At 42.7% G+C, this 22,316-nt stretch carries 21 protein-coding genes; 5 read left to right on the top strand and 16 right to left on the bottom strand.

What is annotated here, in order from left to right; all coding sequences use genetic code 11:
• Window positions 1–278: 278 nt before the first annotated feature.
• From ymfI to LC20001_RS11035, 9 genes are all read right to left on the bottom strand, one after another.
• Window positions 279–1,007 (bottom strand): elongation factor P 5-aminopentanone reductase, encoded by a 729-nt coding sequence (gene ymfI, locus LC20001_RS10995; protein ID WP_003679515.1) that lies wholly within the window; start codon window positions 1,005–1,007, stop codon window positions 279–281.
• On the bottom strand, window positions 1,004–2,314 hold the full coding sequence (yfmH, locus tag LC20001_RS11000) for an EF-P 5-aminopentanol modification-associated protein YfmH (protein ID WP_010008977.1): 1,311 nt from the start codon (window positions 2,312–2,314) through the stop codon (window positions 1,004–1,006). Before yfmH ends, ymfI begins: the two co-directional genes overlap by 4 nt.
• Window positions 2,314–3,591 carry an EF-P 5-aminopentanol modification-associated protein YfmF gene (gene yfmF / locus LC20001_RS11005; RefSeq protein WP_010008976.1) on the bottom strand — a complete coding sequence of 426 codons (1,278 nt, stop codon included), beginning with the start codon at window positions 3,589–3,591 and terminating at the stop codon, window positions 2,314–2,316. Before yfmF ends, yfmH begins: the two co-directional genes overlap by 1 nt.
• A gap of 42 nt (window positions 3,592–3,633) precedes the next feature.
• Window positions 3,634–6,012: a DNA translocase FtsK gene (locus LC20001_RS11010; RefSeq protein ID WP_010008975.1), complete on the bottom strand. Its 2,379-nt coding sequence runs from the start codon at window positions 6,010–6,012 to the stop codon at window positions 3,634–3,636.
• Between the two features lie 247 nt (window positions 6,013–6,259).
• The gene (locus tag LC20001_RS11015; protein WP_003679509.1) at window positions 6,260–6,688 is read right to left on the bottom strand and encodes a DUF1149 family protein; all 429 of its coding nucleotides are present in this window, start codon (window positions 6,686–6,688) and stop codon (window positions 6,260–6,262) included.
• Between the two features lie 24 nt (window positions 6,689–6,712).
• Window positions 6,713–8,767 (bottom strand): DNA topoisomerase 3, encoded by a 2,055-nt coding sequence (locus LC20001_RS11020; RefSeq protein ID WP_010008973.1) that lies wholly within the window; start codon window positions 8,765–8,767, stop codon window positions 6,713–6,715.
• 96 nt (window positions 8,768–8,863) lie between these two features.
• The gene (gene trmL, locus LC20001_RS11025) at window positions 8,864–9,373 is read right to left on the bottom strand and encodes a tRNA (uridine(34)/cytosine(34)/5-carboxymethylaminomethyluridine(34)-2'-O)-methyltransferase TrmL (RefSeq protein ID WP_003679506.1); all 510 of its coding nucleotides are present in this window, start codon (window positions 9,371–9,373) and stop codon (window positions 8,864–8,866) included.
• Between the two features lie 377 nt (window positions 9,374–9,750).
• Window positions 9,751–10,470, bottom strand: coding sequence for an SDR family oxidoreductase (locus LC20001_RS11030; RefSeq protein ID WP_010008968.1), 720 nt, complete (start codon window positions 10,468–10,470; stop codon window positions 9,751–9,753).
• A gap of 158 nt (window positions 10,471–10,628) precedes the next feature.
• Window positions 10,629–11,417 carry a hypothetical protein gene (locus LC20001_RS11035; RefSeq protein WP_010008966.1) on the bottom strand — a complete coding sequence of 263 codons (789 nt, stop codon included), beginning with the start codon at window positions 11,415–11,417 and terminating at the stop codon, window positions 10,629–10,631.
• A 108-nt stretch (window positions 11,418–11,525) separates the two neighbouring features.
• On the opposite strand from LC20001_RS11035, the gene LC20001_RS11040 reads away from it, so the two are divergent.
• The gene (locus LC20001_RS11040; protein WP_010008965.1) at window positions 11,526–12,041 is read left to right on the top strand and encodes a hypothetical protein; all 516 of its coding nucleotides are present in this window, start codon (window positions 11,526–11,528) and stop codon (window positions 12,039–12,041) included.
• 34 nt (window positions 12,042–12,075) lie between these two features.
• Here LC20001_RS11040 and efp read toward each other — a convergent pair whose 3' ends face one another.
• The 5 genes from efp to LC20001_RS11065 all read right to left on the bottom strand — a co-directional run bounded on the left by efp (window position 12,076) and on the right by LC20001_RS11065 (window position 15,483).
• Window positions 12,076–12,639, bottom strand: coding sequence for an elongation factor P (gene efp / locus LC20001_RS11045; RefSeq protein ID WP_003679499.1), 564 nt, complete (start codon window positions 12,637–12,639; stop codon window positions 12,076–12,078).
• Between the two features lie 114 nt (window positions 12,640–12,753).
• On the bottom strand, window positions 12,754–13,176 hold the full coding sequence (locus LC20001_RS11050) for an EAL domain-containing protein (RefSeq protein ID WP_081455878.1): 423 nt from the start codon (window positions 13,174–13,176) through the stop codon (window positions 12,754–12,756).
• On the bottom strand, window positions 13,125–13,418 hold the full coding sequence (locus LC20001_RS11055; RefSeq protein WP_010008963.1) for a hypothetical protein: 294 nt from the start codon (window positions 13,416–13,418) through the stop codon (window positions 13,125–13,127). The genes LC20001_RS11050 and LC20001_RS11055 overlap by 52 nt, the downstream gene beginning before the upstream one ends.
• 623 nt (window positions 13,419–14,041) lie before the next feature.
• Window positions 14,042–14,476, bottom strand: coding sequence for a VOC family protein (locus LC20001_RS11060; protein ID WP_010008962.1), 435 nt, complete (start codon window positions 14,474–14,476; stop codon window positions 14,042–14,044).
• Window positions 14,477–14,562: 86 nt separating this feature from the next.
• Complete coding sequence (locus LC20001_RS11065; RefSeq protein WP_003680164.1) at window positions 14,563–15,483, bottom strand: L-lactate dehydrogenase; 921 nt, start codon at window positions 15,481–15,483, stop codon at window positions 14,563–14,565.
• Between the two features lie 140 nt (window positions 15,484–15,623).
• Between LC20001_RS11065 and LC20001_RS11070 the strand changes: the two genes are divergently transcribed.
• The 3 genes from LC20001_RS11070 to LC20001_RS11080 all read left to right on the top strand — a co-directional run bounded on the left by LC20001_RS11070 (window position 15,624) and on the right by LC20001_RS11080 (window position 19,059).
• Window positions 15,624–16,061, top strand: coding sequence for a MarR family winged helix-turn-helix transcriptional regulator (locus tag LC20001_RS11070; protein WP_010008959.1), 438 nt, complete (start codon window positions 15,624–15,626; stop codon window positions 16,059–16,061).
• A gap of 71 nt (window positions 16,062–16,132) precedes the next feature.
• A complete protein-coding gene (locus tag LC20001_RS11075; RefSeq protein ID WP_010008958.1) occupies window positions 16,133–17,479 on the top strand; it encodes a dihydrolipoyl dehydrogenase family protein in 1,347 nt (448 codons plus the stop codon).
• A gap of 257 nt (window positions 17,480–17,736) precedes the next feature.
• Window positions 17,737–19,059 carry an IS1380 family transposase gene (locus LC20001_RS11080; RefSeq protein ID WP_099267102.1) on the top strand — a complete coding sequence of 441 codons (1,323 nt, stop codon included), beginning with the start codon at window positions 17,737–17,739 and terminating at the stop codon, window positions 19,057–19,059.
• 303 nt (window positions 19,060–19,362) lie between these two features.
• Here LC20001_RS11080 and LC20001_RS11085 read toward each other — a convergent pair whose 3' ends face one another.
• Together LC20001_RS11085 and LC20001_RS11090 are read right to left on the bottom strand one after the other, a co-directional pair.
• Entirely contained in the window at window positions 19,363–20,508 is a 1,146-nt protein-coding gene (locus tag LC20001_RS11085) for an AI-2E family transporter (RefSeq protein WP_010008957.1), read from the bottom strand.
• A 75-nt stretch (window positions 20,509–20,583) separates the two neighbouring features.
• On the bottom strand, window positions 20,584–21,573 hold the full coding sequence (locus LC20001_RS11090) for an alcohol dehydrogenase catalytic domain-containing protein (protein ID WP_010008956.1): 990 nt from the start codon (window positions 21,571–21,573) through the stop codon (window positions 20,584–20,586).
• A gap of 148 nt (window positions 21,574–21,721) precedes the next feature.
• Here LC20001_RS11090 and LC20001_RS11095 point away from each other — a divergent pair, with 148 nt between their 5' ends.
• Window positions 21,722–22,276: a nitroreductase family protein gene (locus LC20001_RS11095; protein WP_010008955.1), complete on the top strand. Its 555-nt coding sequence runs from the start codon at window positions 21,722–21,724 to the stop codon at window positions 22,274–22,276.
• Window positions 22,277–22,316: the final 40 nt, after the last annotated feature.

Raw genomic sequence — 22,316 nt, forward strand, 5'->3', positions numbered from 1 at the left:
GAATTTCAATTTTAGTATAGCATAGAAAAATAAATCTTTTCACTAAGATTTTCCTTACAGTAATCTAATTTAAACAATTCTTTAAAGAGTGGTAAAAAAGCGTCCAGATTATGACGTATAGCCTTGCCAAGCAATAAAAGACACACAATGGCTTGTTTGACTAACGCAGTTGTACGTAATAATCTGTTTTTTACCACGTTTTCACCAACCTAACAGTATTCCCTAAACTCAATCGTAGAAAATCAACTTTTTAATATATTGCCATAAAAAACCGCCATTTACTTACGCCAACCACCAGTTACGTACAAGGTCTGTCCAGTCAAATAGCCCGCTTCTTTTTTCAGTAAAGCACTGATCCAATAGGCGACTTCATCCGGCTTAGCCAAACGACTGATTGGAATCTCACTGCGCAATTGATTTTTGGCATCGGCATCAAACAACTGATTCATTTTCGTATCAACAGCACCTGGCGCCACAACGTTGACCGTAATGCCTAATGAAGCGACCTCGCGGGCATAAGCGTTGGCAAAAGCTGACTGCGCTCCTTTGACGGTACTATAAGCTACTTCCAGAGCACTGCCACTACCGCCATAAACTGAGCCAACAAAAACGATCCGGCCATAGTCGCTATGCGCTAGTTTCTCACTAAGCCGCTGACAAAGCAACATTGGTGTTTTGACGTGCATTTCCCACAAACGTTCTAGTTGCACGGCAGTCGTCTCTTGAAACAACCCGTAAGTCGTAGTACCAGCGGCAAAAATCACGGCATCGACTTGGAATAGTTGACTCACGATTTGATCTAATTGCGTTTCATCAGTGAGATCATATGCTAACGTGAAAAAATCCTGTCGCGGGTATTGCTGAATAAAATCCGCCTGTAACTGTTGAACCGGCGCTGCATGTTGAAAATAGTGTAGATACAGGGACCAGCCGGCGGCAGCCAACTGACGAGCTACGGCTTGACCAATATCACCGGACGCCCCAATGATCAAAGCTGAACGATTCATTCAACTCCATCCCCAGCCAGTGGTTCAATATGAAACACACTCAGCGCTTCGCTGCGTACAAACTGTTGCAACGCTGCCTGGATATCAGCTAACGTGATCTCATCAATAATATTGACTAGATCAAACAGACTTGCATCGCCAAAATCATCGCCAGAGTAAGTGTTAGCAATGTATTCCAAGGCGTTCATTGATTGCAGCGTCCGACCTAAAGCTTCTTTTTTAACCAACGCTAAGCGGCCTGCATTTAAATCTGGGTTAGTGGCGGCCTTTTCCAACAAGCTGATCATCGCATCGGAAAACTCCTGGGGCTTTTCAGTATCCCCACTTAACGTGGCAAAATGATAAGTCCGCGCCAGATCTAGTTCATAACCAAAACTGTCATCGACCACACCTTGATCGTACAATTGTAAGTAGTTCTGTGAAGAATCACCAAACAACATATCAAACAATAAATTCAGTTCAGTTCGATATTTTAAGCCCGCACGATCCTGTGTAACTGGGGTTAGCCCTTTGATCCCAACAATACTCTTCCCGCGCTTAACTGGCAATTCAGTAACGCGATACGGAATAATATCGCTACCATCGGCAGCTTCCTCAGGGAATTGCCGCTGGATCGGCTCGGCCGGTGGGAAAGTTTTTGCAGCTTGATTAGCTTCAATCCACGCTAAAGTTTCTGCCGGATCAATATTGCCGACCACAAACAAATTCATATTACTAGGCTGGTAAAAAGTCCGGTAAGCTGTATATAGTTGCTCTGGCGTGATCTTAGCAATTGAATCGATCGTTCCGGCAATGTCCTCATGTAACGGATGCTTAGGATACAAATTCTCAATAATACCAAAAAATAGTCGCCAGTTAGGATCATCCTCGTACATTTCAATTTCTTGACCAATGATACCTTTTTCCTTGTTGACCGAAGCCTCAGTAAAATAAGGCTCCTGCACAAAATCTAACAACGTCATTAAATTAGTTTGAATATTGTCAGTTGCGGAAAATAAATAACTGGTACGGGTAAAGCTAGTAAATGCATTTGCGCTAGCACCATTATGGCTAAAAACCTCGAAAATATCGCCGGCCTTTTTTTCAAATAATTTATGTTCGAGAAAATGCGCGATACCAGCTGGGACTGCTGTATATTCACTTTCACCTGTCGGCACAAAATAATTATCGATCGAACCATAATTAGTCGTCATTACGGCGTAAGTCTTATGGTAGCCAGCTTTAGGCAACAGGGTTACCCGTAAACCATTAGCCAATGTTTGTTGGTACAGGGTTTCGTCTAGGGTAGCATAATGTGTCGTTTCCATTATTTGTCCCCTCCTTTACTGCTCAAGAAATAAATGGCCTGCAGCTTAATTGTTTGCGCGGCCGCCACGATCTGTTGCTTCGAAACTGCGTCCAATGCGGCAATAAAATCAGCCGTCGAAACTGCCGCTTCAGGAACTAGCTGACGAACGAGCGCTTGTGTTGTAAGATTACCAGCACTATCTAGACCAGTAATGTATTGATTTTTAATTGTAGCTCGAGTTTGCGCTAATAATTCATCGCTAAACTCACCTGCTTGCAGCGTCTCCAATTGTGCTGCGATAATTTCCTTGACGCGCGTCACATTTGTCGCATCGATCCCGGTTTGTACAGTGATCAACCCACGAAAGGCGTCATACGCACTTGAGGCATAATAAGCTAAACTAGCCTTTTCTCGTACATTAGTGAATAATAACGACATTGGTGAGCCGCCAAAAATACCGTTTGCTAACAACAACGCATAATAATCAGGTTGATAATAGTAAGTTGGCACTTGATAAGCCAAATTCAACTTAGCTTGATTAGTTGGCTGCACCTCAGTTTGCTCAGCGACAGTATCTAACAAAGCTTGCTGATAAAATACCGTCGGTTGTGTGACTGTCCGCACTGCTAATGGTAAATCAGCTAGTAAAGTGGTTACCGCCGACACATCAACATCCCCTAACACCGTGATCGCCACTTGGTCATGTGCCAACATTTGTTGATAGTAACGATAAAGACTGCTAGCTGTGATTGGTTCTAGATCATTGACGTTACCAAAGCTAGGCAAACGTTGCGCCGAACTATTTTCAAAATAGAGTTGTTGTAATTGCAAACTAGCGTAAGCTTGCTTGTTATCATAAACTGAAGCCAAATAAGCAGCCATATTGGTCTTTTCCCGATCAAAAGTTGCCGTGTCAAAATGTCCAACACTAACATTAGGCCGCCACAATACTTGTTTTAAGAAAGCTAAACCTTCTGTCAAAACCGCTGTTTCACCAGGTAAAAACTTATCATTGACCACGGTCATTACGACCGAAAAAACGTGTGTGTTGCCACGTTTACTAACCGAAATACCAAAATTAGCCCCGTACATCGCTGATAATTTAGCCGCCAAATCAGCTTGAGTTGGATAATCCTGGCTATTGGTCTCTAACAAGCTAGCTAGCAACGAACGCTGTGTGATCGTCTCTGCTTGTAGCGGTGCAATAAAATTGAGTACGATCCGCGTTGTTTTAAACTGTGTCGATGGCAGAACGGTCAACGAGACGCCGTCTGCTAATGTTTTTTTAGTTACCATAATGTACCTCACTTATGATTATTAATCTAATCAGCATACTGATCATGCTTGACTTGAGTCTTGCTCGTCATCCGGGTTTTGCACGTAAACTTTACGCGGCTTACTTCCTTCAGCTGGACCAACGATCCCCCGTTGTTCCATCTCATCAACGATCCGTGCTGCTCGGTTATAGCCAATACGGAAACGCCGTTGTAGCATGGAAATGCTAGCTGTTTGTAGTTGTGCAACTAGTTTGACTGCATCAGGGAAAAGTTCATCATCTGCTTGACTAGCCGTTTCCTCTGCTGGCTGATCATCGGGGATCAATCGTTCATCATATTCTGCCGTACGCTGTGCCGTGATAAAACCGACCACTGCTTCAACATCTTTAGCAGAAATATAGGCACCCTGGACCCGGGTCGGCTTATTTTGTCCCATTGGTAGATACAACATATCCCCACGACCCAGTAGCTTCTCCGCACCAGTACTATCAATGATCGTCCGCGAATCAATACCTGAAGAAACAGCAAACGCCATCCGACTAGGCACGTTAGCTTTGATCAAACCGGTAATAACATCAACTGATGGCCGCTGTGTTGCCAAGATCATGTGAATTCCAGCTGCACGGCCCATCTGTGCTAAACGAACGATTGCATCTTCAACTTCATTCGACGAAACCATCATTAAATCCGCTAACTCATCCACAATTGCCACAATATAGGGCATTGAGGGTAATGGCTGTTCAGTATCCTGATCTTGCTGCTGAACGGCTTGATTATACTCCGTGATATTCCGTTTACCACTTTGAGCAAATAATTCATAACGTCGTTCCATTTCAGCAACGACCTTGTGTAGTGCCTGCGCCGCTTTTTTAGCATCAGACACAACTGGTGTCAACAAATGCGGTACACCATTATAAACCGATAATTCAACCTTTTTCGGATCGATCATCATTAGTTTAACTTCATGCGGTTTAGCAGTCATCAAAATCCCAGTGATAATATCATTGATCATCACAGATTTACCACTACCAGTGGAGCCGGCGATCAATAAATGCGGCATCTTGCTGATATCGACCATGATCACATTACCAGAAATATCACGACCAACTGGAACTGATAAAATTTTACCAGGATGTGGTGGCTGTGCTTCAAAGACATCACGGAAAGAAACAGTAGCGACTGCCTTATTTGGCACTTCGATCCCAATTAATGATTTACCGGGAATCGGCGCCTCGATCCGCACATCTTTAGCCGCCAAAGCTAAAGCAAGATCATCAGTCAAACTTACAATTTTACTGACTTTAACCCCGATTGCTGGTTTGATCTCATATTTAGTTACTGCCGGTCCTAAATTCACATTTTTAACTTCAACATCAATACCAAAACTGTCAAAAGTCTGTTTTAATTTTTGTGTGTTCTGCTTGATCGTGGCATACTCTTCGCTTTGATCTGTTGGCGGTATCGCCTGCAACAGATCAGCACTAGGTAGTTCATAATCCTGATCAGCTACTGCCTCCGCAAATAACGCGGGTGCTTCACTAGTCGGTGCAGCCGCCGCACTAGCCGGTCCTGCTGCTAATTGATCCAAATCAACTTTTGCTTGTGCTGATTGCATCTGTTCCGCCGCCACATTGATCGTTGGTGTATCCGGCGTAACTGACGAACGCTGTGCCACTGGCTTAGGCAAATCTTTTGCAGCTGGTTCAGACTTCACAGCTGTCGGTGCAGTTGGCTTTGCTTTAGGTACTCGTGTTTTTAGTTTTTGTACCCGTGGACCTAACTGTTTGCCAGCTTGCCATAATCCTTGAGCACCAGCCCATAAACGCTGACCGCACCACTCAACCAGGCGTACCAAACGCAATACTGCATCACGAACAACAGTAAATGGAATATCAAAAATCAGCAACAAACCGCCAAGTACACCAATAATTGCCAGCAAGTAAGTGCCAAACTGACCAACTAGAAAATAACTAATGCTGTAGCCAGTTGCCCCTAGCATCCCGCCACCAAGCATTGTTGTGACACTTGCACGCTGAAAATCAGCAACTAGAAAGCGCCAAGTCACCGCCATAAATTGACTGTGTAATTCCAATTGCGCAAACATGACTGCATCTAAAAAACATAATAAACTAAAATAAGTTAGACTGACACCAGCCACGCGCTTGCCAGAAACGGTAGGACCATGACCCGCGACCAATAAGAATAAACCGTATAAGCCCAAGATAGCTGCTAAAAACGGATAAGTATCACCAACTAAAACCCGAATCAAGTTAGCTAACTGATTACCAATAAAGCCCCATTTAAAAATGGCGAATAAACTGAGTAAAATAAAAATCAAACCGATCACATTGACCGTTACAGGTGAGTTGTTTGTGGTAGTTTTCCGCCGCTTACTAGCGGCAGTCGTGCGCTTGCGCCGTGGCTTTTTTCTCGTTGCCACTTAACACACCTACTTTCTTGAAAAGACTTCTCTACCCATTATACACAAACTTTTGTTTGCTTGGGTCGCAACTTATAAAAAATGTAAAAAGCCTTAGCTGATCTAGTTATCGGCTAAACCAGCTAAAGCTTTTCTAGGTTATCTTTTAAAACTAAATCAATTGATCATTTCTAATTACGCACAAATGTGGTTGAAAAAGCAACTCATTGTCTAGTTAATTTCGGTAATTTTTCAACACATCTGCTAATTAGTTATCGTCGGGCGTGATCTTTTCGAAGGGTTCACTATCGTCGTCATCTTCAGCATGAAAATCTAACTGTACCCCCTGATCCAACGCAACTGCAGTTACTTGATAGGTTAGGGTTTCGATATACTCAACTAATGGACGCGATAAGCGCTGCATGTCAGCAGCAGCCAAATCATCTGGCGTGCCATTGAAATCGAGGATCTGAATGATCTGCGTAATCTGACCACTGACGGCGAAGCCTTCCAGAACAACTTCAAACGGAACCGCAAACTGAAAAATTTTACCACGAGCCATAATTTCATCCGCACCATCACCCGTTGCAGTGACTTCATTAATATTAACTTGAACGTCGGTTTTAGGTGCCGTATCCGGTGCAACACGGTCGTAATGGAAATGTTCGACCACAACTTGTTCACGATTAGTTTTCATTGGTTGCCTACTTTCTAAATTGAATTAGTCTTTTTGTTCCATTGCTGCTTTTAGTGCTTGAGCCAAGGCACTTTCGCCTGGTTCATCGTCTTGGTTGACCTTCTGTAATAAGCGGCGCTCTTCATGCTTGTTCATCCGCTTTTTACCTTTGACCGCTCCGACTTTTTCAGTGATATTACAGTGAGTACATTTGAAGTAATCGCCCTTTTCACCAGACAATAACACCATTTTTTTATGGCATTGCGGGCAACGATGGTTGGTTACTTTAGGGTCACGCCGACGATAATAATCACAATTCTGATTACTGCACACTAGTAAAACCCCATTGCGGGTGGATTTCTCCCGTAATTTTGAGCCACATTTAGGACAAACTTTCATCGTCAAATTAAAGTCTTTATAGTCCGCTGAACTCCGTTTGACTTCTTTCACTAGATCAGTAGTTGCGTGACGGATCTGTGCAATAAAATCACGCTTCTGCAATTTGCCTTGTGCGATTTGCTCTAACTGTTGTTCCCACTTAGCGGTTAAATCAGGCGTGGTCAGGCGTGGGTTAACCAATTTAAGTAATTGTTGCCCTTTTGGTGTCACCGCCAAATGTGTGCCAACACGCTCCATCAAGCCAGAATTAACTAGTTTTTCGATGATCTCAGCACGGGTTGCTGGCGTACCTAAGCCTTTTTTCTCCATCTGCACTAACAAATTAGCTTCACTCAACGGCTTCGGTGCTTGGGTCAGTTGTTTATTTAAGCTGACACTACCTTGTAATTGCGCACCAACTTTTAATGGTGTCACGCTCGTCGTTGCCAAGTCATATTTAAAACCGGCTTGTGTTACCTGAGTCTGCTTTAGAACAAAACCTTGACTGAGCTGATACGTAAACTGAGTTTCAATATAATCCGGCAAAAACAGGCCGATAAAGCGTCCCAAAATCATATCATAGATTTTCTTTTCATCACTAGAAAATAATTCCGGTTGTGGCATCTGCTCGGTGGGAATCAAGCCATAATGATCGGTCACTTTAGCGTCATTGAAAACATGCTTCTGCACCACCGGCGCTTTTCTACCAGCTAATGGTTTAGCCAACGGTTCGTAACGACTGACTGCCGCCAAACGCTCCGTCATTGTTGCCTGTAAGTCAGTCGTCAAATACTTCGAATCTGTCCGCGGATAAGTGACCACCTTATAACGTTCATATAACGTCTGCAACAAGTTCAACGTTTTTTTGGCTGAGAATTGAAACCGTTGGTTGGCGTCTTTTTGTAGTTCAGTCAAATCATACGGCAACGGCGCCTTTTGATGCTTGCTTTTTTCTTTCACGGCGGTGACTTGATAGCTGGCCGCTTGCAACTGTTTCTGCTGTTTTTGAGCTGAGGCCAAATCCAAATGTGGATTGCCGCTTAATTGCGCGTCACCGTGCTTAGTCTGCAGGCTCAATGTATAATACGTTTCCGGCTTGAACTTGCTGATTTTTTCAGCTTGCGCGGCAACTAAACCTAATGTGGGCGTCTGTACTCGCCCAGCCGATAAGCTATCATTATATTTTACAGTTAATACCCGCGTCACGTTTAAACCGACCAACCAGTCTGCTGCTGAACGTGCTTGCGCGGCAGCATAGAGATTATCGTAATCCTTACTTGGCCGCAAATGAGCAAAGCCTTCACGAACCGCTTTATCAGTTTGTGACGAGATCCATAACCGCTTCACTGGCTTGTCAAAATGCAAATAATCCAAGATCCAGCGAGCAACTAATTCGCCTTCCCGTCCCGCATCGGTTGCAATAACTGCGGCACCCACATCCTTGCGCTTAGCCAGTTCGCCGATTGCCTTCAATTGTGGCCGTGTCTTTGGTAATGGCTTGATCTGCATTTTCTCTGGCATCAATGGTAAAGTATCTAACGACCATTCTTGCCATTCATGCTTATAATCCTCTGGCATTTTCAAAGTCAATAAATGCCCTAACGCCCAAGTAACAATATAATCGTCGCCGCTATAATAGTGACGACTTTTTTGATTCGCTTTTAAAACTCGCGCCAACGATTCAGCGACACTAGGTTTTTCCGCGATAACTAATGTTTTCATCTATACCTCGATCTCATTTAAATTTAGGATAGGAGCTATGACTGATGGCATAACTTTTTTGCTTTTCCGAACACTACCGCCATCAGAAAAACAGTATTATTTCAATTTATCATGTTCGTAGCGATGCGCCCGCTCTAACCCAGTAAAGGCTTGCTGGCGCAGCGCTTCGTAAATAATGATGGCCGCTGAATTAGATAAATTCAACGCACGTACATTTTCCGTCATTGGAATCCGCAATGCTTTTTCTGGATTGGCCCGCATAAATGGTTCAGGTAAACCAGTTGTTTCCTTGCCAAATAAGAAGTAATGATCTACATCAGTGTCGGTATAGTCAACATCCGTATACGTTTTTGAAGAGAATTTACTGATCAAATACAGCCGTGCATCCGCTGGTAATGAAGCGATAAAAGCATCTAAACTTTCGTGATAAGTAATATCAACTTTTTCCCAGTAATCAAGGCCGGCCCGTTTCATATGTTTATCATCAGTAGAAAAGCCCAACGGCTCAATTAAATGTAAATGTGTATCCGTTGCAGCACAGGTCCGTGCAATGTTCCCGGTATTGGCCGGCATTAATGGCTCGTAAAGTGCAATATGGTTAGTCAATTTTCTTACTTCCTTTTCCAATAGCTTATTAGTGCGTGTTTGAAAAATCCGCTTTTTAAACATGTTTACGTTAAATTAATGGTAAAAACTAATTTAACATTACAAAGACACTCTAGCTTATTTGTGAATCCGTAGCTTCTATTATAACGATAGCTAGCGGTATTTTTCAAACTAGAGTGTCAAAAATCTCACGCACAAAAAAATCAGCCACTATACAGCAGCTGACTGATTGATTTATTTTGCGTTTCGCACCCGGTATTTAGTTAACAGATAACTGAACAATGCGATATTTAAATTAACAATGCTTAACCATAGCGTCCAGCGTTTCAACCGCAATTCATGTTTACGTCCCATTACTGATTCCTCCTATATTAAGCTCAAACTAAAGAAAAACCACCATCAACCGTTAAAACTTGCCCAGTCACATAATTGTTTTGCATTAAATAAAGATAAGCACTCGCAACTTCTGCCACTGTAGCTACACGGTGTAAGGGAATTTGCTGCGCCGTCGCCGTTTCATTTTGTTGTAGTTGTTGCGTGGATAGGTCCCGCCATAAACCAGTCGGGGTCCAAGTTGGTGCCACCGCATTAGCCCGCTGTGGGGCCATTTCTAATGCCAAACCTTGAACTAAAGTACCAATTGCCTGATTACCCACAATTGCGCCAGAAGCATCTTGTGGATGACCGCCAGCACCAGCTGTAAAAATTAGACTACCACCAGGCGCTAAATGCTTAACTGCTTGTTGTGCGACCATCACATTGGCGAAAAACTTAGCTTCGATTGCCGCACGAATTTCACTTAATGGTGTGTCTAAGAAACCACCACTAAGGGCGCCACCGACCATCGATACCACGTGATCGATAGGGCCAACTTGGCTTAAGTAAGTCGCTAAGGCTGCTTCGTCACGTACATCAAACGACTGCCCTGCCACACGGCCAACCACCATTAATCGACCCAAGGCCTGCTGAAAACGTTCTGGGTCACGGCCAACGATCATCACTTGCGCATCTTGTTGCAATGCTTGCCGAGCTACTTCTTCGCCAAAACCCGAAGTGCCACCAAGTACTAAAATGCGTTTATTCTGTAAAGTCTGCATCAATCTCATCCCTGTTTCTATATGGTTGATTTTGATGAGCTTGCTCATCAAAAATACATGCTATTTAATGTAATAAAATTCATTACTTTCCTAGCATACCATGATTACGTAAACCAGTGACAAAATTGTTAAGTAACGTTTTACAATTTGCGCTCACTTTACCGATAAGTTGCTAGCAGCTTCTGTAACTCAGCTCGTGCAGCTTCATCTTTGGAAACCATAAAAGTCTGATCAACCGTTCCCGCCGTTTGACCATCATCAGAATATTCACCAAAACCAGTATTCGTGCTGACTGCGGTTCCATTACCAGTTTTAAGTTCATAAACCACACCATTATCACCGAGTAGATACTTGCTAACTGGCTTGGTAAAATCCATGTTGACCGCATAGTTATCAGCAAATGAGCCAGCATACAATTTGTCATGGCCAATTGTGCCATCTTTAGCCGTATAAAATACACAACCACCAACTGCATGGATCGGGAATTGTCCTGCCCCTGGCACCCCAAAATCTTGTACCTGTACCTTGCCATCCGGCGTTTGTGCATACCAATCACCATGACCCGCACTACCGTGATCAAAATACCAATCACTGACCGCCATTTTACCAATTTCAGCCTGCTGACTCGCCCATGCCAAAAACGCAGCATTCACTTTAGCTTTTTGCTCATCCGTCAAATGTACAGACTCATTTTCTGATTCATTAGTTACATTAGATGTGCTATTACTAGCCTCTTTAGTGGCTTGCTGCGCCTGCTTTAATGACGAATTTGTCGCCTTCAAGCTGGCTGACTGCGCACTTTTTGCACGCTTTAATGATGCATTTTCTGCAGTTAAACTCGCAGTTTTACTGTTCTGCGCTGCATTATCGCTGCTGTTTTTTGCCCCACAACCGGCTAGGCCAACCATTACTAAAGCGATCAAGCCAAAACTTAACTCTTTTTTCAAATTGCCACCCCACTTTTTTACTATTTTAACACCTTCAGCAAAGCGGTTGCATAAAATTCGCTAACCGACTATGCAGTTGCTATGCTAATCTAAAAAGAGGTGTTGCTTATGTTGCGTGATTACATCATGTCAGCGGCTATTTTTAGTCTGTTCAGTTTTGCCTGGTTCGGTTGGGCGCAAGAAACTTTACCGACACAATGGCGTTGGCCAGTTGCTTTAGCTAGCGGTAGCGCACTGCTATTGGCAGCTTATAGTGGTTATCTCAGTTATCAACATTGGCATAGCGCGTCTGTGCTTGCTGCTGAAGCCAACTATCAATGGTACCTTATTTTTGTGATCAGTGAATTTATACTGGCCGGTAGCGGCGCGCTGCTGTTATTAAAAAAGCACCAGTCAGCATATGTCGCTCCTTGGATCAGCTTAATTGTCGGCAGTCATTTCATTGCCTTACAGTTCATTTTTCACGATCCTAGTCTTTACCTATTAGCCGCATTAATGATCAGCGTTAGCTTGGGTGGTCTATTCAGGCAAATTCATGCAAGAAGCGCCTTAGTTGGGGTTAGCAACGGGGTTATTTTACTCGGGTTTGCGTTATTTAATTTTGGTCGCTTTTTCTGGCACTAAAAAAGCCAGCCACAAGGGCTGACTCAAAAATCGCTTATTTACCAGCACGCCGTTGGTAAGTTCCCTTTTGCGTGTTGATTTCTAATTTTTCACCGGCACTGATAAAGTCAGGCACAGTGACAACCAAACCAGTTTCCATGGTTGCTGGTTTGCCACCACTGGCAGCCGTTGCCCCTTTGATCGATGGTTGTGTTTCTGCTACGGTCAAAACAACTGTTGTCGGCAAAGTTAAACCGATCACTTCAGTTTGGTAAAATTCGATCTTAACTTGCATATTTTCTAACAAATATTTCATTTCTGGTTCGATTGATTCTACTGGCAATTCATATTGTTCATAAGTTGCTAGATCCATGAAGAAAGCTGTCCCGTCTTGCGTATAAAGATATTGGGCATCTTTAGTTTCCAAAACGGCTTGTTCAACTTTTTCTTCAGGACGCATTGTTGTTTCAACGGTCGAACCTGAACGAATATCGTATAACTTCATGCGCATAACAGTGTTACCTTTACCGGGCTTATGATGATCGGCTGACAAAACTTTGATCAGCTTACCATTTTGTTCAAAAGTCATCCCGGCTTTTAAATTGATTGCTTCAATCATGTGTACACTCTCCTAAATAAAAAATCTTTCGCTACCCATTTTACCACGTCAATCATTATTACAAAATCATTTTTCGCTGTGCAAACTAAAAAAGCCGCATATTGCGACTTTTCTTTAATAAAACTGGTGCGGCCGATCGTAATAATAGCCTTGGCGTAAGTTAATCGACAGTTGATCAGCCAACGCTAGATCTTCAATCGTCTCAATTCCTTCCAAAACAAAATCCTTCGCGTCAGCTAAGGCCAGCTTTTGCCAAAAAACTAATTGCTTATAGTTATCTGGGCGCGCCGTTGTGAAATTCTGCAACGCAAACTTTACTTCAACGGAAAACGGCAACAAAGGCCGCAATAAGCTAATTTGATTTTCACCACTACCAACATCATCAAGACTTAGCTTTAGCCCATGTGCATTAATAAAATGAGCAGCATCAACTAATGCAGTTTCCAAAACAGAAACACCATTACTGCGCTCGGTCAATTCAATGATCAATTGGTGGTCAGGTACTTGTTGCTGTACCGCAACCAATGCCTGTAGCATTTGTCGATCAACAAATTGATCATCGCCTTAGTTTTCCCTGGTAAATGATGAATGGCTTCAGCTACAATTGGTGCAAACAATGACGGTGTTATCAGACTAAAATCCATCGGCACCCGCCACTGATCATTAACTTGTTCGCGCATCAACAATTCATAACCGTCAACCCAATCGCGCCGGCGATCATAACAGCCTTGGCGAAATAAACGATATTGATTCAATTGTCGCTCCTCCATCATAGTCATCACCGTTTCCCCTAATTCGTAATATTAAATTCAACTTAAATAAAATATATTTCAAATTAATAGATCATAAAATTTAATCCATCAAATTAAAGTTGTACCCATAAGTTCAGTATTTATAAATAAAATTATACTTTTAATTGCTATTATAATAATTGATTAACACTTAAATTACAAATATTTAAAACTATATTACGATAAAAAAAGTAAAAATTATTGAGACAACGCTAATTGCCGACTCTATAACTATTTTTGCGAGTGGAATTATTATATCCAGCAGTTTTTCACTGCTAACCGGTTTTATACATCATACGCTTTAATCAATTCTAATAATACACGCAGCTATATGACACCATTATTGTAAAGCCATTGATCCTGGGTACGTTGTGCTATCAACCAATCCACCATCAGTATCAATTAGCAACCATTTATTTGCTATCAAAAGAATAGTTATCTTTACTAAGGTATAGCTTATTGTGGCATATTTATCAAGCAAATCTAGCATCAACAGCTTCATTATAAGTAATAAATTATTATTATTAGTTATAATACCTTTTCAAACTAACTAAACGCTGCAGCTACGCACAAAAAAACGCCTAAGTTGCTTTAACTTAAGCGCATCATTTCTACTTGATCACCAACATATCATTCTGATCAAATTGCCAACTATCAGCATAGGCCACTTCCCAATAATAACCGTCAGGGTCTTTGAAGTAGCCACTATAGCCACCCCAATCACCCCAAACTAGAGGTTTTACCGCAGTAGCTCCATTTGCTAAGGCCTGGGCAAAAACTTGATCAGCTTCAGCCACGCTTTTAGTATTGTACGCATGCGTTACGCCGTTAAACGTGGTCGGCTGCGGATTAGCAGCTGGGTCGAGGCCAATATCTTTCAATAATTCAGTGTAAGGAAATAGCTCTAATTTAGTGCCGGCATTATTAAAAAAGACGATCTCATCAGCGCGCTCAGTATTTGGTTCAACGAAGCCAATTGCTTTATAGAATTTACGTGCCGCCGCCAAGTCTTTGACACCTAAACATATTAAGTGAATGCCATTCATTTTGATCACAACTCCTTTTATTTTGAATAAGTTGATTATACGCGTTGCTAAAAAAATACTCACCCAATTTGGATGAGTATTACGCGCTAACGACTCTCAGCGTATTTTGTTTTAATATAGTCGGCGGAGGTTTGTAACTTAGCCAATTCTTCCTTGGTCAGCTCTAATTGCAACTGTTCCACGATGCCATCGCGGCCAACGATCGCTGGATACGACAGATAAGTCCCGTATTCTTCACGATAGTTAGAAACTGGCAACTCAGTCAACGCATTATTCATAATTGTATTGGCGAGGTACACAGCTGCTGTTGATACGCCATAATTAGTGTACTTTTTACCATGAAAGACTTTAAACCCGCCAGCACGTGCTTCTTGATCCAATTCAGCGAGATCAAGTCCTTTTTCTTGGGCGATTTCAGTAATTGGCTTACCTAGAACGCGGACCGTGGACCAAGCTGTAAATTGCGAGTTACCGTGTTCACCTAGATTATAGCCAACCACTGAACGTGGATCGATGTGCAAACGTTCAGCCACCGAACGTTTCATCCGTGCTGAATCCAAAAGTGTTCCCGTACCGATAACGTGTTTTTTCGGTAAGCCAGTCACTTCTTGATAGATCGATGTGATCACATCCACTGGATTAGTGATGGCAACGATCAAACCATGAAAACCGCTGGCCTTGATCTTAGCGGCCACTTCCCGCACAGCAACCCGCGTAAACGGTAACTCAGCAAAGCGATCATCATTGGCATTATCTTGTAACTCAATGCTGCCAATAGCGGAAATGATCACATCAGCATCCGCTAACGCTGCATAGTCGTTCACAACAATATTAGTGTGAAACGGTAAATTAGGTAGTGCGTCCTGGAGGTCCAAGGCATCAGCAGCCACTTTTTCCGCTCTTTTATCGATCAAGACTAAGTCGTCAGCAAAACCGCCAGCCACAATATAATGAGCAGCCGCCGCGCCAACATTGCCCATCCCGATAACTGCTAATTTGCGTGTCATAATTTATTATCTCCCTTTAATGTTTATCTCTTTATATTATTAATCATAGCACGCTTTGAGATAATTGTTCTTGCAAAATAATACAAATAAGTCTATGCTGAATATCAATCGTACACGACTGAAAGGATTGAGGTAAATTGATGAGTGACGAAATGCAGTTGGCCAATCAGCTTTGTTTTTCGATCTACAATGCCAGCCGCTTGTTCAGTAAATTTTATCAACAGGCGTTAGCGCCATTTGAATTGACTTACCCACAATATCTGGTTTTACTTTCATTATGGCAGCATGACGACCAACCACTTCATGAATTAGGCGCCGAGTTAAAGTTAAACAGCAATACTTTGACCCCATTATTGAAGCGATTGGAAAATGCTGGCTGGTTGACTCGCGTTCGTCCAGCTAATGATCGGCGACAATTAAATGTCAAACTGACGGATATGGCTAAAACACGACAAAGTGATATTTACGCTGCCATCAGCGCTTGCGCCAGTCATGAAAAGTTGGACATTGCAAAATACGAAACTGCATTGGCAGTCAATAATGAATTAGTTAACGCATTAGAGGCGACACTAGCATAAGTCCGCCTTTTACTTTTTAATAATCAGTCGTGCACGATTAAACAATCAAAAACGAAACGGAGGAACTCACAATGAAACATTATGATGTTATTTTTATCGGCAGTGGTCACGCAAACTGGCATGCTGCAGTAACGCTCAAACAAGCAGGTAAATCGGTGGCAATCATTGAAAAAGATACCATTGCCGGCACTTGTACTAACTATGGTTGTGACCCTAAAATTCTATTGGATGGCCCGTTTGAATTATTAGCCCAACTTAAACAATATAATGGTATCGGGGTACATAACGGTACTAAAATTGATTGGGCAGAATTAATGGCTTATAAGCATAAAATCATTGACCCACTACCGTTACAAATGACTGCGTTGTTCCAACAAATAGGTATCGACCTCATTATGGGTGCTGGCCGCTTAGTTGATGATCATACAGTTGCTGTCGCAGATGATCAATTTACTGCCGACAACATTATCATTGGTACCGGCCAACGTGCCGCTAAATTAAACATTCCGGGCCGTGAATACCTACATGATAGCCGTGATTTTCTTGACTTAACTAACATGCCGCAACGGATCACCTTTATCGGCGCTGGGATCATTTCCTTAGAATTCGCAACGATGGCGATCGAACTTGGTAGCAGCGTTGATGTTGTTGAATTCGCCGACCATGCACTGAATGCCTTCGATCAGCGTCATGTCACTAAATTAGTTACTAAATTACAAGCTGCTGGTGTGACTTTCCACTTTAACGAAGCAGTTAGCCAGGTTACTGCTGAAGATGATCATTATTTGGTTACAACTAAAGCTGGCTTGCAATTAATTAGTGATTACGTCCTTGATGCCACTGGCCGCGTTGCCAACATCGAAGGCCTGGGCTTAGAAGAAGTTGGTATCCAAACAACTCGTGGCGGCATCGTGGTTGACGATCACTTACGTACCGCCGTATCAAGTATTTATGCTAGCGGTGACGTGATCGACAAACAAATCCCCCGCTTGACCCCAACGGCAACCTTTGAATCCAACTATATTGCCCAACAAATTCTCGGCAACACGGCTGCAATCAAGTACCCAGCAATTCCGTCAGTCGTCTTCACTTTACCACGCTTAGCCCAAATTGGTGTGACTACTGCGGAAGCAGCTGATTCAGCCACTTACCATACACAAGTCGTCCCTTATGGTCAGCAATTGATGTTCCAATATAAAAATGAAGTCGACGCTGAATTAACCTTGGTATTGGATCAAGATAACTACTTGGTTGGTGCTAGTCTATACGGTAACGACGCCCCTGACTTGATCAACTTACTGACCATGATCATTGACGGCCACTTATCCGCAACTGCGCTAGACCAAATGATTTTTGCTTTTCCTAGTGCCTCGATCGGCGTAATCAGTTTGATCAGCACGGTGTTGCATCGCGACTAATCTCATTGATCTTATTAAAAAGCCACTAAACGCGGTAACTTAGCGTTTAGTGGCTTTTATTATTCTGTTCAACTAATTTTTCAGGCTAAATATAATAGAACCTGAATTATGCATATCTTTTCCTAAACCTTAACGAGAATGTTGCTACACCATCGTTTTATCTTTGATTGAGGGTTTCACCAAAATGGTGTACCAAAAAAGCACCTTCCGTGTTATTGTTATAGCGACCAAACAATAACGAACACAGGAGATGCCTCATGACTAACTTACACGAAACCCAACTGCGATTCAACCCTAAAATCAAAATTAAGACTGATGATGTTCAACTTTCAAATAACGCAGGCCTGTTGTTTTACGCCGAATTTAAGCACGCAGCTGGTCTTGACCAAACTATTGATCAAGCGGCGGCACAATTAAGCGAAAAACGTATTGGCCCTCATTATTCTAAAACTAGCTTACTCAATCAAATGCTGGAACTGAATATTGCCGGTTACGGCAATGATGTCGCGGCCGACGCGCTACAACACGACCCAGTCATGAAACAGGTCCATGGGACGACTGATTTAGCACCACAACCGACTATTTCTCGTTTTTTAAGTGCGCTAACTTGTGATGATGTTCTGCACTTGAACCGTTTGATTTTAACCTTGGCGCTCGATTATATCAGGACTAACCATATTGACACGGTCATGCTTGATGTTGATTCGACGCATTGTGATACCTTTGGTCATCAAGAAGCTGCTAGTTTCAATGCGCATTATGGGGTTACTGGTTTCCATCCGCTAGTGGCCTATATCGCGCAGCTGAATTTGCTTTTAGGAATCAAGCAACGTCCAGGCAATCAGTACACCAGCACTGGTGTCAAAGAATTCTTAGCCCCGATCTTTGCGGCTTTTTGCGAATTGCCGTTTGATGTTCAGTTGATTTTACGCGGTGATAGTGGTTTTGCGACGCCTGAGCTTTATACGCTCTGCGAATTTTATGATGTAAAATATGTGATCCGCCTGAAGCGAAACGCCGCTTTAGACCAACTAGCTGATGAATTCACACCAGTAGTGCCCAAGCATTTTGATCAGAATTCGGTCATCTATGGTGAATTCAACTACGCGGCCAAGAGCTGGTCGATTGATCGGCGCGTCCTAGTAAAATCGACGCATCAAGTAGGTGAACTATTCTTTGAACGGCAATATGTGGTCACTAATATGACTGAAGCCGGGGTCAAATTATTGTACTTAGCCTATCAAAAGCGTGGGGCCATGGAAAACCTGATCAAAGAAAGTAAAGCCGGCTTTTTTATGGATAAGACGAATAGCCACACCTTTACTGCCAATGCCGCGCGGGCAACTATCAGCGGCATTGCCTATAACTTGATTGCCTTGATGAAGTTAATGGCCTTACCAAAAGAGCAGCGCAACACGACCATTAGTACACTACGCTTTCAAATCTTTCATGTTGCTGGAAAACTAGCCCGTCACGCCGGAAAAATAATCATTCATCTGGCGCAAAGCAACGTCTTTAGCCAGCAGATCGAAGCCTTATTAGCTAACATTCACACGTTAAGCCCCTTAGTGACCAACTAAGAAAATAGCGCAGTTAATTTTAAAATTTTTTAAAATTATTGTGTTTGACCAAGGGATTAGTGGCTACTTTTTTGACGCGATCAAGTATGAAAACTAATCAAACTAACTAAATTAAGTCAAACTTGGCTAGTCATGACTAGCCCAAGTCGTGAATATAGAGAAATTACGTAAAACTGATAATTTGGCCAATCAATTTGATGCATATGCATAATTCAGGTAGAACATTACTCATCTAGTGGTGGCAAGATCACATTATTGTAGCGGAACGTTCGCAGAGCAGCAAAATAGTTACTGTTTTTAGCCTTACTTCTCGGCCGCTTCAGCTTTTTTCTGAGGCTTAGCCGGTGCCCGTTTATTCGTGGCATCACGGAGTAATTGATACAAAGTTGCTGTAATTGGTACTCCCAGTAACATGCCAATAATGCCAGCGACACCACTACCGACCGTGATCGCCGCCAACACCCAGATTCCAGGTAAGCCGATCGAAGTGCCGACCACTCGCGGATAAATCAGGTTATTTTCCAGTTGCTGCAACACTAAAATAAAAACAATGAACAGGAATGCCTTAAGTGGTGAATCAACAACAATCAGCAAGAAGCCAACTGCCGCGCCGATCCACGCACCAAAAATTGGAATCAACGCCATGATACCGATAAATGCCCCAATTGGCACCGCATTAGGAAATCTAAATAGCCACATTCCTAACATGCACAACGTTCCCAGTACAAATGCTTCGGTAACTTGACCCACAATAAAACTGCTGAACATTTTATTGGCTACCTGCAAAACATAATGAATTTTGTCTAGCGCGCGTTGTGGCACAAAAGCGTGACTAACGCGACGTACATTATTAGCCAACCGTTCCTTGCTACTAAGAATATAAATAGCAAAAGTTACTGCTAAGAAGAAATTAACGATTCCTTTAGTGATATTACCAAAAATCGTGAACGCCGAACCAAAAATTCCACTCACACCACTGGTGAAATATTGCATCACTTTTGATTGAATCGACTGCCAATCGATCTCCATTGATTCCAATTGTTTGGTAATCAATGGTAACTGATCAGTATCTTTAAGCCAATTGGCAGTATTGTTTGCGATCGTTGGTACAGAAGTGAAAAAATCACCGAGTGCAGTGGCAAACTTCGGGATCACCAACTGTAAGACACCTAAAATAACCGCGATAATGATCAGCAACGCCACCACGATCACCACTGGACGGCGACTTTTTTGTAACCAACGCTTCTTTGTGTGTGGAAAGTACCATTTTTCCAAACGGGCACATAGCAAATTCAACACATAAGCTAGCGCACCCCCAAGAATCAATGGTAAAATCACGCCGAGAATATTGGTGAATGCCCCATAAATCTGTTTTGGATAAATTAAAATAATTAGAAATAGGCCGCCAATGATTGCAGCTTGAATAATGCGTTTCCGGTTGATTTCCATAGAAAACTCCTCTACTTGATTTAATCAAAGCTGGTGCTTAAACTCCGGATGTTCTTATTACAATAACATATAACACTAATCAATTTCATCCGCCGTTGGAACCAAAATGATTTTATCCTTACTGCTACCAGCGGTCAATAATTGGTGAGCTTGAGCCGCATAGGCAAAAGCATTAACCGCCAATTTATCCTCCAGCAAACGACCACGACTGAATTCATGATTCAATGTTTTGGCCGCTTGCTGCAGCTGACTCAGTGTCGCATGGCTAATGACAAAGCCGGCAATATTTTTATCAGTCGTATAAAATTCGCGCACCCGGAAATCAAATTGATCAGTTGCTGGCGCAGTGATCAGCGCCACGGTTCCCCGTTGTGCTAATAGATCTAGATTGGCCTGTAACGCTACGCGGCCAGAAGTATCAACGATATAATCGATACCTTGAGGATATTTATCAGCAATTTCGACGGTAAAATCTGTCTGATAATCATACGGCGCTGCACTACCTAATTTGGTTAATTGCGCAAAGTCACACGGCTGCGAAGTTGTGATCACAGTCAAGCCCATATCGTGTGCCAATTGAATTAATTTACGACCAACATGGCCTGCTGCGCCCTCTACTAATAAAGTCGCACCAGGCCGCACCTGGAAAATATCGGCCAACAAAATAGCCGCCGTTGCTCCTGAATGGACAGCTGCCACTAGTTGCAGTGGATTAACGGCCGCAGGTACTTTGAAGACGCGCGCCACTGGGATCGCTGCATATTCGCTGGTTACACCTTGGCGTCCGGCATAGCCCATACTATTAGTCCAGACTAAATCGCCTTTTTTGAATTGATCAACCGCATTGCCCACTGCCACCACAGTTCCTACCGCGTCACGCCCGATAATAAACGGAAACGTCAGCTGAGTCTTAAAACTTCCCCCGCGAATAAAAGTATCCACATGATCGACGGCAACTGCTTTAACCTTGATCAAAACATCATGTGACGCTACATACGGCATCGGTAATTCGCCTAATTGAATTTCTGTTGGCGCGCCGGTCCGTTTAATATATGCCGCTTGCACAAAAATTCCTCCTCTACACCCACTCTAAAGTGGCTAATTTATTCCGTTCAATAATTTATAGCTGTGTTAAGCATATTATACTGCACTGACAGCGCTTAATTAAGCTATAATGAAAAGTAAGCAAAACTATTAAAAGGAAGTCCTATTTATGGCTGAGTTAGAAACAATTATTCACGAACGGCACAGTGTACGTCGCTATGAAACAAATCATCCCATTTCTACTACCGAACTTGATGACATGATTGCCACAGCTGCTTTAGCGCCCACTGCAATGAACAAACAGCCGTTGCGCTACTTAGTACTCGATTCACCAGAAGCACGTACTAAGTTACTACAACAGGCTAGCTTTAATCAAAGTCAAATCGAAACCGCCAGTAGTTTAGTGCTGATTGTCGCTGACTTAGTCAATGATGATGCGTCAGCTTTTAGCACTAGTCATGGCACACCGGCACCAGATGCGGGTACTTTAACCAACCATGCCTTAAATGCCGGTTTAGCTGGTATGCAATTAATGTTGATCGCGCAAAATCGCGGTTACGTCACCAACCCAATGACTGGTTTCAATCATAACGAAATCTTATCTGCATTTGGAATCGACAAGGAACGTTATGTGCCACTATTATTGATTGCTATTGGTAAAAGTAACGATCATGGTCAAGCTAGCGAACATAAGCCACTAAATCAGATCTTACTACGGAAATAACAGCTTAAATAAAAACAAGGCAGCGTGTTATGCTGACCTT

Source organism: Loigolactobacillus coryniformis subsp. coryniformis KCTC 3167 = DSM 20001, assembly GCF_002706425.1.
Taxonomy (GTDB): Bacteria; Bacillota; Bacilli; order Lactobacillales; family Lactobacillaceae; genus Loigolactobacillus; species Loigolactobacillus coryniformis.